The organism is Stenotrophomonas sp. 01N47 (assembly GCF_056399165.1).
The window spans coordinates 189,646-205,525 of record NZ_JBFTQU010000003.1; the positions used below are offsets into that span (position 1 = coordinate 189,646).

The 15,880-nt window shown below is 68.0% G+C and carries 12 protein-coding genes; 10 read left to right on the forward strand and 2 right to left on the reverse strand.

The genetic code is table 11. The features are described from left to right. Nucleotides 1-133: 133 nt before the first annotated feature. Nucleotides 134-748, forward strand: a complete 615-nt coding sequence (locus AC1DKR_RS07035; RefSeq protein ID WP_312786494.1) for a DUF938 domain-containing protein — start codon at nucleotides 134-136, stop codon at nucleotides 746-748. Nucleotides 749-836: 88 nt separating this feature from the next. On the opposite strand, the gene AC1DKR_RS07040 is transcribed toward AC1DKR_RS07035, so the two are convergent. Beyond that, nucleotides 837-4,523: an indolepyruvate ferredoxin oxidoreductase family protein gene (locus AC1DKR_RS07040; RefSeq protein ID WP_478031991.1), complete on the reverse strand. Its 3,687-nt coding sequence runs from the start codon at nucleotides 4,521-4,523 to the stop codon at nucleotides 837-839. A gap of 171 nt (nucleotides 4,524-4,694) precedes the next feature. On the opposite strand from AC1DKR_RS07040, the gene AC1DKR_RS07045 reads away from it, so the two are divergent. Further along, complete coding sequence (locus tag AC1DKR_RS07045) at nucleotides 4,695-5,330, forward strand: tetratricopeptide repeat protein (RefSeq protein ID WP_033832697.1); 636 nt, start codon at nucleotides 4,695-4,697, stop codon at nucleotides 5,328-5,330. A gap of 585 nt (nucleotides 5,331-5,915) precedes the next feature. Here the strand turns inward: AC1DKR_RS07045 and AC1DKR_RS07050 are convergent. Beyond that, entirely contained in the window at nucleotides 5,916-7,400 is a 1,485-nt protein-coding gene (locus tag AC1DKR_RS07050; RefSeq protein ID WP_140227952.1) for an AAA family ATPase, read from the reverse strand. Between the two features lie 123 nt (nucleotides 7,401-7,523). On the opposite strand from AC1DKR_RS07050, the gene AC1DKR_RS07055 reads away from it, so the two are divergent. The 8 genes from AC1DKR_RS07055 (at nucleotide 7,524) to AC1DKR_RS07090 (ending at nucleotide 15,876) form a co-directional block, all read left to right on the forward strand. Continuing rightward, nucleotides 7,524-8,153: a ParA family protein gene (locus AC1DKR_RS07055; protein WP_025875994.1), complete on the forward strand. Its 630-nt coding sequence runs from the start codon at nucleotides 7,524-7,526 to the stop codon at nucleotides 8,151-8,153. A gap of 37 nt (nucleotides 8,154-8,190) precedes the next feature. Next, a complete protein-coding gene (locus AC1DKR_RS07060) occupies nucleotides 8,191-8,667 on the forward strand; it encodes a SixA phosphatase family protein (protein WP_032977995.1) in 477 nt (158 codons plus the stop codon). Nucleotides 8,668-8,671: 4 nt separating this feature from the next. After that, nucleotides 8,672-9,289, forward strand: a complete 618-nt coding sequence (locus AC1DKR_RS07065) for a YceI family protein (protein WP_033832699.1) — start codon at nucleotides 8,672-8,674, stop codon at nucleotides 9,287-9,289. Continuing rightward, entirely contained in the window at nucleotides 9,286-11,343 is a 2,058-nt protein-coding gene (locus tag AC1DKR_RS07070; RefSeq protein WP_025875988.1) for a phospholipase D family protein, read from the forward strand. The genes AC1DKR_RS07065 and AC1DKR_RS07070 overlap by 4 nt, the downstream gene beginning before the upstream one ends. A gap of 10 nt (nucleotides 11,344-11,353) precedes the next feature. After that, entirely contained in the window at nucleotides 11,354-11,788 is a 435-nt protein-coding gene (locus tag AC1DKR_RS07075; RefSeq protein ID WP_025875986.1) for a hotdog fold thioesterase, read from the forward strand. 119 nt (nucleotides 11,789-11,907) lie between these two features. Next, nucleotides 11,908-12,699, forward strand: coding sequence for a lysophospholipid acyltransferase family protein (locus AC1DKR_RS07080; RefSeq protein WP_312110958.1), 792 nt, complete (start codon nucleotides 11,908-11,910; stop codon nucleotides 12,697-12,699). 7 nt (nucleotides 12,700-12,706) lie between these two features. Further along, a complete protein-coding gene (locus tag AC1DKR_RS07085; protein ID WP_100554514.1) occupies nucleotides 12,707-13,741 on the forward strand; it encodes a YheT family hydrolase in 1,035 nt (344 codons plus the stop codon). 56 nt (nucleotides 13,742-13,797) lie between these two features. Further along, nucleotides 13,798-15,876, forward strand: a complete 2,079-nt coding sequence (locus AC1DKR_RS07090) for a tetratricopeptide repeat protein (RefSeq protein WP_478031995.1) — start codon at nucleotides 13,798-13,800, stop codon at nucleotides 15,874-15,876. Nucleotides 15,877-15,880: the final 4 nt, after the last annotated feature.

Consider the following 15,880-nt stretch of genomic DNA (forward strand, 5'->3'; position numbering starts at 1 on the left):
GCCATCCCACAGGAAGCCAGCTTCTGCTGTTGCTCTGGCAGTTGCCGCGGCCTCTGCAGGTGCAGGGCGCAGCCCTGCCGAGCAATACCCCCCTCGTGCACAATGAGGCCGACCCCGCCTGGACGCCGTCTCGATGTCGAGCAAGCCGTATTCAGAAGCCTGCGAACGCAACCGCGAACCGATCGCCGCTGCGCTCGACCCGTGGATGGGAGATCGCCACCGGGTGCTGGAGATCGGTAGCGGCACCGGCCAGCATGCCGCTTTCTTCGCCGAGCGCTGGCCATGGCTACGCTGGCAGCCCAGCGACCATCCGGATCATCTGCCCGGCATCGAGTCCTGGCGCGCGGAGGCGGCGCTGCTGAACCTGCTGCCGCCGGTGGTGCTGCAGGTGGAACTGCCGCCAGCGCCCGGCCTGAGCTTGCCGGAAGGCAGCATGTTCGACGCCGCATTCAGTGCCAACACGCTGCACATCATGAGCTGGCAGCACGTGCAGGCGCTGTTCGCCGCGTTGCCGCCCCTGCTGCGCCACGGCACGTTGCTGGCGGTGTACGGCCCGTTCAACTACGGCGGTCGCTACACCAGCGACAGCAATGCGCAGTTCGATGCGTGGCTGAAGGCGCGTGATCCGCGCAGCGGCATCCGCGATAGCGAAGCGGTGCAGGCGCTGGCCGCAGACAACGGCTTTACCCGCTTGGGGGACGTGGCGATGCCGGCCAACAACCGCCTGCTGCTGTGGCGGCTGGGCTGAACCACCGGTAGCGCCAGCCGCTGGCCGGCAACACATTGTCCGGGAAGGGCAGATGCCGGCCAGCGGCCGGCACTACCACCTGCCGCTATTACGCCACCTGCACGATATGCAGCGCCTTCGGGTTGCGCCACTGCGCCAGCAGCACCGCTTCGCGCGCCTTGGCCTTCTCGAAGTGCGCTTCCTTGACGTGACCGAAGCCGCGGATGTGCTCGGGAATGCTGGCGATCTCCACCGCCAGCGCCAGGCGGTCGTCATCCAGCCCGTCCAGCAACACCTGCAGGGTCGCCTCGTAATCGGTGATCAGCTGGCGCTCCATGCGACGCTCTTCGGTGCGGCCAAACACATCCAGGCGACCGCCACGCAGGAACTTCAGCTTCGCCAGCAGGCCGAACGCCTTGAACATCCACGGGCCGTATTCCTTCTTCTGCAACCGGCCCTGTTCGTCCTTCTTGGCGAACAGCGGCGGTGCCAGATGGAAGCGCAGCTGGTAATCGCCTTCGAACTGCTGCTGCAGGCGGCGCTGGAAATCGCCGCTGGTGTACAGGCGCGCCACTTCGTACTCGTCCTTGTACGCCATCAGCTTGAACAGGTAGCGGGCCACGGTTTCGGTCAACGCGGTGGAACCGCCGATGCGCTCGGCTTCGGCCGCGCGTACGCGCTCGACCAGGCTGCGGTAGCGGTTGGCGTAGGCCGCATCCTGGTAGTCGGTCAGGAAGGCCGAGCGGCGCTCGATCATCTCGTCCAGCGAGCGCGACAGGCGCGCGTCGTCCAGCGGCAGGAAGGCGACATCACCACCGTGCGTCGGCAGTCCACGCAGCTCGCGCTCGTCACCGGTGTTGCGCGGTGCGGCGGTGGCGCCCCACTCGTTGCCTTCCCATTCGCCCGGCGGCAGCGCATGCAGCGGCCCGGGCGTGTTCTCGGTGTCGGTGTGGCGGTTGCGCACCAGGCCGGCGGCCTGCTGTACGGCCTGCGGATCGACCACGGCCAGGCGGCCCCACGCGAAGGCCTGCTGGTTCATCGCCACGGCCGCGCCGTTGAGTTCGATGGCACGCATCAGCGACTCGAACGACAGCGGCACCAGGCCCTGCTGCCAGGCGTAGCCGAGGATGAACAGGTTGGCGGCAATCGCATCACCGAGCAACGCGGTGGCCAGCTGGGTTGCGTCCAGCAGCAGCGGCTCCTCGCCACCCAGGGCCACGCGCACGCCGGCGATGATGTCGGCGGCGGGGAACTGCATGTCCGGGCGGGTGGTGAAGGTGCCCGGCATCGCTTCGTAGGTATTGAGCACCACCTGCGAACGGCCGGCGCGTACCTTCGACAGTGCCCAGTAGTCGTTGACCACCACCATGTCGCAGCCCAGCACCAGATCGGCTTCACCAGCGGCGATGCGCACCGCATGGATGTCGTCCGGGCGGCGGGCGATGCGGATGTGCGTGGTCACTGCGCCACCCTTCTGCGCCAGGCCGGTCTGGTCGAGCACCGAGGCGCCCTTGCCTTCAAGGTGACCGGCCATGCCCAGCAGGGCGCCGATGGTCACCACGCCGGTACCGCCAACGCCGGTGATCAGGATGTTCCAGGGTTGCTCCAGGGTGCCGCGCACCACCGGTGCCGGCAGGTTGTCCAGCAGCGTGGAGGCATCGCGCTTGCTGCCCTTGCGCGGTTGCCCACCGTGCACGGTGACGAAGCTCGGGCAGAACCCGTTCACGCAGGAATAGTCCTTGTTGCAATTGGACTGGTCGATGTCGCGCTTGCGACCGAACTCGGTCTCCTTCGGCAGCACCGACACGCAGAAACTCTTCTTGCCGCAGTCGCCGCAGCCTTCGCAGACCAGCGAGTTGATCATCACCCGCTTGGCCGGATCTTCCAGCTTGCCGCGCTTGCGGCGACGGCGCTTCTCGGTGGCGCAGGTCTGTTCGTAGATCAGGATCGAAACACCCTTCACTTCGCGCAGGCGCTTCTGCACCGCATCCAGCTCGCTGCGGTCGTGGAATTCCACGTCGCTGGGGAAATGCTCGCGCTGGCGCGTCCACTTGGCGATGTTGTCCGACAACACCATGATGGTGTGGATGCCCTCGGCCCGCATCTGCTTTGCGATGTCCGGCACGCTCAACGGGCCGTCCACCGGCTGCCCGCCGGTCATCGCCACCGCGTCGTTGTAGAGGATCTTGTAGGTGATGTTGACGCCGGCGGCGATCGCCTGGCGGATGGCCAGCGAACCGCTATGGAAATAGGTGCCGTCGCCCAGATTCTGGAACACGTGCTGGGTATCGGTGAACGCGGCCTGCCCGGCCCACGTCACGCCTTCGCCACCCATGTGGGTGAAGGTGTCGGTGCTGCGGTCCATCCAGGTCACCATGTAATGGCAACCGATGCCGGCCAGCGCACGCGAGCCGTCCGGCACGGTGGTGGAGGTGTTGTGCGGGCAGCCGGAGCAGTAGTGCGGCACGCGCGGGAAGCTGGCGCGCGGCAACGCAAGCTCGGCTTCCTTCTCCTGCATCCACTGCAGGCGCTGCTCGATGGATTCGTTGTTGAAGAACTTCTGGATGCGGCGACCGATCACGCCGGCGATGGTGGCCGGGGTCAGTTCGCCGGTGGACGGCAGGATCCACTCGCCGGCCTCGTCGTACTTGCCGACGATGGACGGGCGCTGGCCCCAGCTGGCCGGCCAGTTGAAGAACTGCTCCTTCATCTGGCGCTCGATGAAGGCACGCTTCTCCTCCACCACGATGATGTCTTCCAGGCCCTGCGCAAAGCGCGCGATGCCTTCCGGTTCCAGCGGCCAGGTCATGCCGACCTTGTACACGCGGATGCCGATGTCGGCGCAGGCATGCTCGTCCAGGCCCAGGTATTCCAGTGCCTGCAGCACGTCCAGGTAGCTCTTGCCGGTGGTGACGATGCCCAGCCGCGCACGCGGCGCGTCCATCACCACCTTGTCGATGCCGTTGGCACGCGCGAAGGCCTGCGCGGCTTTCACCGCATAGCGGTGCAGGCGCATCTCCTGGTCCAGCGGCGGATCGGGCCAGCGGATGTTGAGGCCGCCGGCGGGCATGTCGAAGTCCTCCGGCAGCACGATGCGCCGGGCCAGCGGATCAACCTCGACCGAGGCCGACGATTCCACCGTCTCGGCGATCGTCTTGAAGCCGACCCAACGCCCGGTGTAACGGCTCATCGCCCAGCCGAGCAGGCCCATGTCGAGGATGTCCTGCACGCCGGCCGGGTTCAGCACCGGCATCATCGCGCTGACGAATTCGTCCTCGCTGCCATGCGGCAGCGTCGAGCTGCGGCAGGCGTGGTCATCGGCGGCCAGTGCCAGCACACCACCATGGCGCGAGGTGCCGGCGGCATTGGCGTGCTTGAACACGTCGCCGCAGCGGTCCACGCCCGGGCCCTTGCCGTACCACATGCCGAACACGCCCTGCACGTTGGCGCCGGGGAACAGGTTGGTCTGCTGGGTACCCCACACCATGGTGGCACCCAGGTCCTCGTTGAGGCCCGGGGTGAACTTCACCTTGGCCGTTTCCAGGTGCTTGCGCGCGCGCCACAGTTCCAGGTCGAAGCCGCCCAGCGGGCTGCCGCGATAGCCGCTGATGAAGCCAGCGCTGTCGATGCCCGCAGCCTCGTCGCGCAGGCGCTGCATCAGCGGCAGCCGCACCAGCGCCTGCACGCCACTCAGGTAGATCCGCCCTTCGTTGCGGGTGTACTTGTGGTCGAGCGTGTAATCACGGTCGAGCAGGTCGGCGGAAGCGGGCGAGGTGAGTTGCGCGGTACTGGTCATGGCTGGCCTGTCAGGATCGGCTGGCACCGGCCGCGCAGGTGCACGCGGCGGGAAAGGCGCGAATTGTAACAGTGGGGGGCCAGGGCCCCCGGCACTCGCGCCGGGGCCGTGCTGGGGTTAGGATCGGGGAGAGAGAGGGAGGGTTGGTGTTTCAACCTTGGGGGAATTGGGATGTCAGTTGCAGGACAGTTCCTGGCCGGCGTGTTGCTGGTTTCGGGAGCGGCCACTGTGTGGGCCGCGCCGGCATTGCCGGCACCGCAGGAGTTCTATTTCGACAGCGACGCCGCTGCCGCGCCGATCACGGTGGTGCAGGGTGAAGGCGAAGACCTGGTGGCACAGCTGCTGAAGCATCGCGAGCGTGGCCGCAAGGGGCTGGAAGCCACGGCGCAGCTGGCGTCGGTGGCCATCGCGCAGGGGCGCGCGGAACTGGGCGACAAGCTCTATCGCGAGGCACTGGCCGAGGCGCCGGTGCAGAGCGCGCTGGGCCGCAGCGTACGCTGGAACTATGGCTGGGACCTGTTGCGGCAGGGCCAGGCGCTGGCCGCGCTGGAACAGTGGCAGGCCGCTGCCAGCACCCTGCGCAGCAATCCGGGCTGGGTACCGCCGAGCTATGCGTTGGCGCTGTGGCGGGCCGGCCAGCAGCAGGAGGCGGTGAAGTGGTATGCCGCCGCCGTACGGACCGAGCCGGGGCAATGGCGCGACAGCAGTCATTACGCGCAGCTGTTGCCGCAATGGCGCGATGACGAACGCGCGACCTTGGCCGAAGTACAGCAGGCCTGGGCGGCCGCACCTCCAGCCTGGCCCTGAGGGTGGGGGTTCGGCCGGGTTGCACCCGGCACCCGCAGAGGCAACGGCCGAAGCAACAGCAACAGCCGAAGCAACAACGGGCTTCCTGCGGGATGGCGGGGCACTGTGGGTTTGCGGGGCCGCCGTAAACCCATCCATGGGGGCTTGGTCGCGGCATCCATGCCGCTCACACCCCGCAAACCCACAGTGCCCCGCCTTCGACAGATTCCCGCTGCTGTTGGTAGGTGTCGACCTTGGTCGACACGTAGATCCACGCCATGCGTGGATGAATCTGCATCGGAGTCGAATTATCGATATCTGATCGAAATGCAGCCGAGCGTGGGCTCGGCGCTACAAAAAGCGGCCAGCCAACCGCTTTTGTTTTTGCTCTTCTTTTTTCTTTTCCGTGGCTGATCGCCCCCGGAAACTGTCAGAGGTCGGGCGGGGKGGGTTCGCGGGGGTGTCCGCGGCATGGATGCCGCGGCCAAGCCTCCAGGGACGGATTCACGGCGTCCCCCGCGAATCCACCCCGCCCGACCAAGCGCGGCTTTTGATTCTTGCGGCCAACCAGCAGCCACGAGGGGCTGCGCCGTTCGCAGGAAACCCTCAGTCGTCCGCGGACACCGTGCGCCCCGACGCCCACTCCCGCAATGCCGCCACCTGCTCGGCCATCAGCACCGACAACGGCCGTGTCGTGCGGATCTCGCCCATCAGCAGTTCGGTATCCAGCGGCCGGCCTTCGGCATGCGCCGAATACAGCCCGGCCACGATCGCCTGCTCGATCTCCGCACCGGAAAACCCGTTGGACGCTGCGGCCAGTGCCGGCAGCGCGAAGTCGTCGGCATTGAGCTGGCGCCGTCCCAGGTGCAGCCGCAGCAGTTCCACGCGCACATCGGCCGAGGGCAGGTCGACGAAGAAGATCTCGTCGAAGCGGCCCTTGCGCAGCAGCTCGGCCGGCAGCTCGTGCACCTGGTTGGCGGTGGCCACGATGAACACCGGCGCCTTGCGCTCGGCCATCCAGGTCAGCAAGTAGCCGAGCACGCGGCGCGACACGCCGCCATCCTCGGTGCCTGTGGCCAGGCCCTTCTCGATCTCATCCATCCACAGGACGCACGGCGCCAGCTGCTCGGCCGAGGCCAGCGCCTGGCGCAGGTTGGCTTCGGTCTCGCCGTGGTACTTGTTGTACAGCGCGCCCACGTCCAGGCGCAGCAGCGGCACGCCGAAGCCGGCGGCGGTGGCCTTGGCCAGCATCGACTTGCCGCAGCCCTGCACGCCCAGCAGCAGCATGCCGCGCGGCGGGTCCAGCCCGGCCGGTGCCGAGCCGGCGATGAAGGCGACGCGACGCTGGTTGATCCAGCGCTTGAGCCGGTTGGCGCCGGCCACATCGCCGAAGCGCGCGCTGTCATGTTCAAAGAACAGGTGGCCGCTGCGGTTGAGCAGCTCGAACTTCAGCCGCGCCAACTGTGGCAGGTCATCGTCGCGCAGCGCGCCATCGGCATAGATCAGCTGCCGCGCGATGCGCCGCGCATCGACCAGGCTCAGGCCCTGCAGGTTCTTCAGGATCTTCTTGACCGCCTCGCTGTCCACTTCCACCCGGCGCCCGCCGTGTTCGCGTGCATAGGCATCGGCTTCCTCGCGCAGCATCTTCAACAGCGCATTGGCGTCGGGCAGGCGCGGGTTGAAGCGCACCGCCAAGGCTTCCAGTTCGGCCGGCAGTTCCACCTTGGCGCCGATCAGCACCAGTACGTGCGGTTCGCTGTGGCGGCGCTGGATCAGGTCGCGCAGGGCGCGCTGGTGGCTGGCGTAGCCCAGGTAGGGGTGGAAATCGAGCAGCAGGTACACGCCGCGCTGGTCGGCCTGGCGGATCATCTGCAGTGCGGCGCTGGCATCGGGCGGGCCGACCGGCTCGTCCTCGCGCTCCAGGTCGATGCGACGCAGGCCCTCGGTGATCGACCAGCGGTGCAGGGCCCGCCAGACATGCATCAGCGTCTGCCGGAACAGCTCGACGATGCGACCCTCATCCTGGGTCTCGACCACGATCAACGGCGTGTTGGCGCGGATCAGCGCGCTCAGGTCCTGCAGTTCGCTCATGGCGGTTCGATCCTTCGGGGGCGCCACGATAGCAAAGGCCGAGGGCACTGGTTCAGCACGGCTCTACCTTCCGTCACCATCGGCGGTGTACGCTCGGGGCACGTACCCGGAAGCGAGGCTGGCATGAAGACGATCCTGGTGGCCGGTTCCAAAGGCGGGGTGGGCAAGACCACCATCGCCACCCACCTGGCCGCGTACGCGGCATTGCAAGGCAAGGCCACGGTGATCGCCGATGCCGACCCGCAGGGCTCCAGCACCCGCTGGGCACAGCGCCGGGCCGGGCTGGAAAGCGCGGTGCTGCCGATCGACGTGTACCGCAAGAAGCAATGGGCGCAGAAGCTGCCCGACGGTACCGATACCGTGGTGATCGATGCACCGGCCGGCGCGCTGGCCGACGATATCCCGCATTTCCTCGACGCTGCCGATGCCGTGGTGGTGCCGGTGCTGCCCTCGGCACTGGACATCGAAGCCATCGTCGGCTTCCTCAACAGCCTGGCCCAGGTGCCCCGCGTGCACAGCCGCAAGCTGCCGGTCGGGCTGGTGCTGAACCGCACCAAGCCCTGGACCCAGACCTCGCAGCAGGCCCTGCAGATGCTGGCTGACTGGCCCTATCCGGTGGTCGCCCAGCTGCGCGACAGCCAGAGCTATGTGGTCATGACCGGCCTGGGCCGCAGTCTTTTCGATTACCGCTCCGCCCAGGTGCGCGAGCACCAGGCCGACTGGGAACCCCTGTTGTCCTGGCTGAAGCTGTAACAGCCGTAGGTCTCCATCCCTTCATTGGAATCCCGCAATGCGCGAACTGATCCTGCTCCGCCACGCTCACGCCGAACCGGCCACCACCGGCCAGGCCGACCTCGACCGGCCGTTGTCGCCGGTGGGGCTCGCTGAAGCCGAAGCCGCCGGCAAGTGGCTGAAGGAGAACAACCTGCTGCCGGACTGCGTGCTGTGTTCACCGTCGCGGCGGACCCGCGAAACCCTGGAAGCGGTGATGGCAGCCATCGGCTATGTCGAAAAGCGCCTGGAAGACCGCATCTACGAGGCCACCCCCGGCACCCTGGCCGCGCTGGTGGACGAGCGCCGTGACCTGGATCGGGTGCTGATTGTCGGCCACAACCCCGGGCTGGAGCAGCTGGTGGCGCTGATGACCGATGGCACCAGCAGTGACTACCGTGGCATGCCGCCGGGCGGCGTGGCCGTGCTCGGTTTCGCCCGCGAGGCGACGATCGAGCCGGGCGTGGCCAGCCTGAACGCCTTCTGGTGGCCGTGAGCCGATGAGGTTGGCGTTGCCGGGCCGCTGCCTGCTGCCAGTCGTTCTGGCGATCGGCCCGGCCTGGGCTGCCACACCGCCACCGACCGCGCTGCCGGCGGTCGTGGCCGAACCGCCGCGTACGCTGCAGCTGGATGTGGTGCGCTCGCAGATCGGTTTCGAAGTCCGCACCCGCTTCGGCCAGCGCATCGAGGGCGTGTTCCCCCGTTTCGAGGGGCGTATCGAGGTGCTGTCCGATGGCCGCCACCAGGTCCACCTGAAGATGTTCACCCGCACCGTGGAGATTCCCGGCAAGGACCGCTATACCGGCTGGATGCGCGGCCCCGAGTTCTTCGACGCCGGTCGTTACCCGTTCGTGGAGTTCGACTCGCTGCCGTACTGGCCGGAGACGGTTGCCGAGGGCGGCGGTATCGACGGCCGGTTGACCCTGCGCGGGGTCAGCCATCCGGAGACGCTCAAGGTCGAGAAGGCGGAATGTGCCCGACCCGGCTATGATTGCGACGTCGTCAGCCGCGGTACCGTGCAACGAGGTCGGTATGGCATGGACAGCTGGCAGCTTGCCTTGAGTGACCGAGTGACTTTCGTATTGCGTGCGCGCCTCAGCGAGGCGCCGAAACCGTGAATCCCTTGCTGCGTGTATTGGCGCTGGCAACCGTGTTGCTGGGCAGCGGCTGCGCGTCGCTGTCGCATGCCCAGCGTGATCGCGCCGAGGCGATTGCCGTGCAGGCGCGCTCGACCCAGGTCGATTGCCAGCAGGCCGACCGCTGCGCGCTGGATTCGCCCCTGCGGGCACTGGCCGGCCGGGCGTTCAGCGAATCGACCCCGGACCAGCCGCGGCACTACGCCACCCTGCTGGACGAGGGCGAAGGTGCGCTGGTCGCGCGCCTGAACCTGCTGCGCAGCGCCACCCGCAGCATCGACCTGCAGACCTACATCTTCGACAAGGACGACAGCGCCCGCCTGGTCATCGACGAGCTGCTGGCGGCATCGCGGCGCGGGGTGAAGGTGCGGTTGCTGATCGACCAGCTTTCGGCGATCTCCGACCTGCAGATCCTCGGCGCACTGGCCGGTGCCCACGAGAACTTCCAGCTGCGGGTCTACAACCCGACCTTCGGCAAGGCCCGTCTGAACTACTTCGACTATGCCGGCAGCGTGCTGTGCTGCTTCCGCCGCTTCAACCAGCGCATGCACAACAAGCTGCTGGTGGTTGACGATGCGATCGGCGTGGTCGGTGGGCGCAACTACCAGGACGACTATTACGACTGGGACCGCGAATACAACTTCCGCGACCGTGACGTGCTGATCGCCGGCCCCGAAGCACGCGCGATGGCGGCCAACTTCGATGCCTTCTGGCGCGCGCAGCGCAGCGTGCCGGCCGAGCGCCTGAACGATGTCGGCCGTACCCTGCTCAAGCAGGGCGTGCCGCTGCTGCCGCCGGCGCAGTTCCGCAGGCCCGAGCGGGTGGAGCGGGTCAGCGAGGAAGCCAACGACGTCGCCTTCGTCACCCGTTCGTTCGTCGATACCGCCCTGCCGGTCGCCTCGGTGCGCTATGTGGCCGATCTGCCGCGCAAGCACCGGCGTGAGCGCGCCGACGCCCCACTGGCCGGGCAGCATGTCACCGAGCCGCAGCTGGACGCACTGATTTCCAGTGCGCAGCACGAAGTGATCCTGCAGACGCCCTACCTGGTGCTGTCCAAGCCGGCACAGAAACTGTTCCGCGAGCTGCGCAAGCGCCCGCAGCCGCCGCGCGTGGTGGTATCCAGCAACAGCTTGGCCGCCACCGACAACCCGATCGTGTATGCGCTGTCCTACAAGTACAAGCGGCGCAACATGCGCGAGCTGGGCTTCAACATCTTCGAATTCAAGCCGTTCCCGCTGGATGCCCCGGTCGATTACCGCAACCTGCTGCCCGACCCGATCGCAGCGCCGGGCAGCGATACCGGCCGCAATCCGCTGCTCGGTGGCAGCGCGGCGGGCAGCAATGCCGGTGGCGGTAGTGGTGGTGATGCGGTGGCCGCTGCGGATGTGGACGACCGGCCGGCGCGGGTGATCCATCCGCGTACCGGCAGTGCGTATGAGAATGCCCGTGCGCGCCGGCGTGCTGCCGGCAGCGAAGTCGAGACCCGCCTGCTGCGTACCGAAACGCGCCCCTCGTTCCTGGGCAGCAAGGCGGTCAACAAGCCGCTGCCGGTCACCCGCAAGGGCGCGCGCATGGGCCTGCATGCGAAGTCGCTGGTGGTCGACCGCCGCATCGGCGTGGTCGGCACCCACAACTTCGATCCGCGCAGCGAGAACTACAACACCGAAGGCGCGGTGATCATCGACGATCCGGCCTTCGCCGAGCAGCTGGCCCAGAGCATCCTGCGCGATACCCACCCGCAGAACTCCTGGACGGTGGCGCCGCGTGCCAAGCCGCCGGTCCTGTCCGGCCTGAACTACAGCGTCGGCAAGGCCTCCGAGGCGCTGCCGATCCTCGACTTCTGGCCGTGGCGCTACGCCACCGACTACGAGTTCAAGCCCGGCCCGGACTGCCCGCAGCCACTGCCGCGGCAGAGCGCCGATTTCCACCGCTGCTATGTCGCGGTGGGCGACTTCCCCGAGGTCAACGTCGGGCCGAAGTGGCTGCTGGTGCGCATGCTGACCGCATTCGGCGCCGGCCTCGTTCCCATCCTCTGAAGGTAGCCGCATGACCCAGGTATTCCGCGAAGCCGTTTCCATCGAGCAGCTCAACGCACTCAGCCGCAATACCGCCATCGATACCCTTGGCATCGTCTTCAGCGCCGCTGGCGAGGACTGGCTGCAGGCGACCATGCCGGTGGATGAGCGCACCCGCCAGCCGTACGGCATCCTGCACGGTGGCGCCTCGGTGGTGCTGGCCGAAACCCTCGGCAGCAGCGCCGGCAATCTCTGCGTGGATACCGCCAAGCAGGTCTGCGTGGGCCTGGAGATCAACGCCAACCACGTCCGCGCCGTGCGTTCGGGTACGGTCACCGGCACCGCGCGCGCGGTGCACGTGGGCCGCAGCACCCAGCTGTGGGAAATCCGCATCGAGGACGAGCAGGGCCGGCTGGTCTGCATCTCGCGGCTGACCCTGGCCGTGGTGGCGGCCGGGCACGGTTGAGCCGTCGCGGCATCGGTGACGGCGGCGGAACCCAGCGTTCCCCGCCGATGGCCGCCGTCAATGAGACTTATGGCCGAATTCGGCTGGCAGCGATGGCAGCCCTCCGGTATCGTGCGTGGATGACTTCCCCCACTCCGGCCCCCCGCGGCGGCGTGGCGCGTGTGTGCCGTTACCTGTACCGCGTACCGCTGCTGTTGGTCCACATCACCGTGTTCCTGCCGCTGATCCTGATCGGCATGCTTCCGCCATGGGGCGAGCTGCGCGTGGGCGACGATACCTTCGGCGCCAAGGTGGTGAACTGGTGGCAGGGCGGGCTGATGTGGATCTTTGGCTTCCGCCTGTCGCGCGTCGGCCAGCCGCTGCCGGGCGCAGTGCTGTTCGTCGCCAACCATGTCAGCTGGGTCGATATCTCCATCCTGCACAGCCAGCGCATGATGGGCTTTGTCGCCAAGCGCGAGATCGCCAGCTGGCCGGTGGTCGGTTGGCTTGCCGGGCGCGGCCAGACCATTTTCCACCAGCGTGGCAACACTGAATCGCTCGGTGGGGTGATGCAGGTGATGGCCGACCGCCTGCGCGCCGGCAAGGCGGTAGGCGTGTTCCCGGAAGGGCGTACCCGCGGTGGCCACGACGTTGGCCCGTTCCATGCGCGCATCTTCCAGGCGGCGGTCGAAACCAGCGTGCCGGTACAGCCGGTGGCGCTGGTCTATGGCGTGCGCGGGAATGCACAGACCATCGTGGCCTTCGGCCCGGGCGAGAGTTTCTTTGCCAATTTCCTGCGCCTGCTCGGTGAGCCGGCGCGGCCTACCGAAGTGCATTTCCTGGAGCCGATCGGCACCCAGGACCTGGAAGGCCGTCGGCGCATCGCGGAAACTTCGCGCGCGCGCATCGTGGCGGCCATGAGCGGGGATTGAGGCCATGGTGGCCGTGTTTCCGCCACCGACCCTCGACGCTGATGCGCCGATGCTCACCGCGTCCGACTATCAGCCGCCGCGCTGGCTGCGCAATCCGCATCTGCAGTCGATGCTCAGCTCCAGCCGCATGCGCCTGCAACGTGGCCTGCTGCTGCTGGCCGCCACCGGCGCTGTCAGCGAGGAGTTGATCCTCGATGGTGGTGAGGGTGTGCGCCTGCAGGGCTGGCACAGCCATGTAGAAGGGCGCGAACCGCGCGGCATCGCCCTGCTGCTGCACGGCTGGGAAGGCAGCGCCGAATCCAGCTACATGCGCATGGCTGCTGCCCGCATGCTGGAGCAGGGGTTCGACGTAGTGCGGCTGAACTTCCGCGACCACGGCAACACCCATCATCTCAATCCCGGCATCTTCCACTCCAACCTCATCGACGAAGTGGTGCACGCCGCAGGCGATGTCGCCCAGCGCTGGCCCGATCTGCCGCTGGTTGCGGCCGGCTATTCTCTGGGGGGCAACTTCGTGCTGCGGCTGGCCCTGCGCGCGCCGGCCGCCGGTGTACCGCTGCAGCACGTGGCCGCGGTCTGCCCGGTGCTCGACCCCGGGCTGACCATGGAGAACATCGAGAACGGCCCGGCGATGTACGACTGGTATTTCCGCCGCAAGTGGGCCGGCTCGCTGCGTCGCAAGCGCGATCTGTTCCCCGAACTGAGCGACTGCGACGACCGTGTGCTGAACATGGACATCCGTTCGCTGACCGCCTGGCTGGTCGAACGGCACACCACGTTTGGTTCGTTGCAGGCCTATTTCGATGGTTACTCCATCGCCGGCAACCGCCTGTCCACGCTGCAGGTGCCTGCTGACATCCTGATGGCGCAGGACGATCCGGTGATCCCCTACGCGACCTTCCGCGATTGGCAGCTGCCGCAGCAGGCGCGGCTGGAAACCGCCTGCTGGGGCGGTCACTGTGGCTTCCTGGAAAACTGGCGCGGCGATGGGTTCTCCGAGCGCTGGGTCGCACAGCGCCTGCGGCGGGTCCTGCCGGGCTGAACCGGCACCGGCGCGCGGCCCGCTACAATGCGGGTTTGACCTTGAACCGGACGGCCATGCAAGACCAGATCCTCCAAGCGTTGCGCCAGAACGATGCCGGCCAGGCCGTGCAGCTGGCCCAGGCGTGGACCCGTGACGAACCCGGCAAGGCCGAGGCCCACCGCTGGCTGGCGCTTGCGCTGCAGCAGCAGGGCCAGGCCGAGGCCGCGATGGAGGCGTTGCAGCAGGCGCTGCAGCTGGCGCCCGATGATGCGCAGCTGCACCTGCAGCACGCCGGCCTGCTGCTGGCGCTGCGCCAGTTCGACGGGGCCGATGAAGCCCTGCTGCGCACCACCGGGCTGGACCCCAACGCCTTCCCCGCCTACCTGATGCAGGCGCACCTGGCCGTGGGCCGCAACGATTTCGACGAGGCCCAGCGCCTGTCGACCCTGGCATCGCGGCTGGAGCCGGACCATCCGGAACTGCTGACCATCGATGGCATGGTCGCGCTGCGCCGTGGCGATGCCGACCGCGCGCTGGCCCTGCTGTCGGCGGCCAGCCAGGCGCTGCCGGACGATACCCGCGTGCTGTACGCACTGGGCTTTGCCTATCTGGGCAAGGACATGCTGGCGTTCGCCGAGCAGGCGTTCCGTCGCGTACTCGCGTTGAACCCGAAGATGTCTTCGCTGCACGGCATGGTGGTACAGCTGGCCTCGCGCCAGGGCAACGTGGAGGCCGCCGCCGAGGCAATGCAGCTTGCGCTGCAGCAGCCGGAGCTGGACGTGCCGCCGATGCGCCGCCTGGCCGGCGAACTGGCTCTGCGCAGTGGCCAGCCGCTGCAGGCGCTGGAGCACCTGCTGCCGCTGCTGGAATCGCTGCAGGGTGACCGCCAGGTGCTGCAGCTGCTGCTGATGTCCTGGCAGCGCCTGGGCCGCGAAGATGAAGCTCGCACACGCCTGGATGACGCTCTGGAAAGCAATGACCAGCTGCATGACCTGTGGCTGGCACGACTGGCCGTGGAAGACGTCGGCAGTGCCGGCGCCGTAGCCGTCGTGGAGCGCTGGATGGCAGCGATGCCCGGCCACCTGCCGGCGCTGGAAGCGCGCATGCGCCTGCATGACATGGCCGGCGAGCATGAGCAGGGCGAAGCCATCGCCGAGCGCATCACCACCCTGGAACCGGGCCGCGTCAGCGGTGAAAGCCGTCGCGTCGAGGGGCTGCTGCAGCGTGACCCGGCCGCCGCCGTGGAGCGCGTGCAGGCCCTGATCGCACAGGCACCGGAGGGACACCGCGCTGATCTGCGGACCTGGCTGGGCGAGATCCAGGATCGCGCCGGGCAGCCGGAAGAAGCGCTGCGTACGTGGATGGCGCTGCAGACCGACCAGGCTTCGCAGCGGCTGCCGCTGCCGCCGCAGGCCAAGGCACCGCCGAGCTGGCCGGAGATGGCCAGCATCGACGAAGCGACGCGCGACAGCGGCTCGGCGCCGATCTTCCTGTGGGGCGCCCCGGGTTCGGGCGTGGAGCGGGTGGCAACCGGCCTGGCCGCTGCCAGCCCGGTGCTGCGCAGTGATCGTTACACCGCCACGCCACCGGACGATGCCTTCCAGAACTACAACACGCTGCAGGACCTGGCGTCGGGCGTGCTGAGCCCGGAACGCCTGGTCGAGCGTTGGCGCGAGCACCTGCCCGCCCGCGGCCTGGAAAGTGACACCGTGATCGACTGGCTGCTGTGGTGGGACAACGCGCTGTTGTGGGCATTGCGCCCGCAGCTGCCGCAGGGTCGCCTGCTGCTGGTGCTGCGCGACCCGCGCGACATGCTGCTGGACTGGATCGCCTATGGTGCCGCCGCGCCGCTGGCGATGACCTCGATGGCCGAAGCCAGCCAGTGGCTGGTGCGTTCGCTGACCCAGATCGCCGCGCTGCACGAGGAAGATCTGTATCCGCACGTGCTGCTGCGCATCGACGACATCGGCAACGATGCGCATGCGATGGCCGACCTGCTGGGCCGCGTGTTCGGGCGTCCGATGCCGCCGGCTGCACAGCTGGGTGCACCGCGCCTTCCTGCTGGCCACTGGCGCAGGTATCGCGACGTGATGGGCGCCGCGTTCGCCCAGCTCACCCCGGTCGCGGTGCGGTTGGGTTACCCGGAAGAGTGAGGAG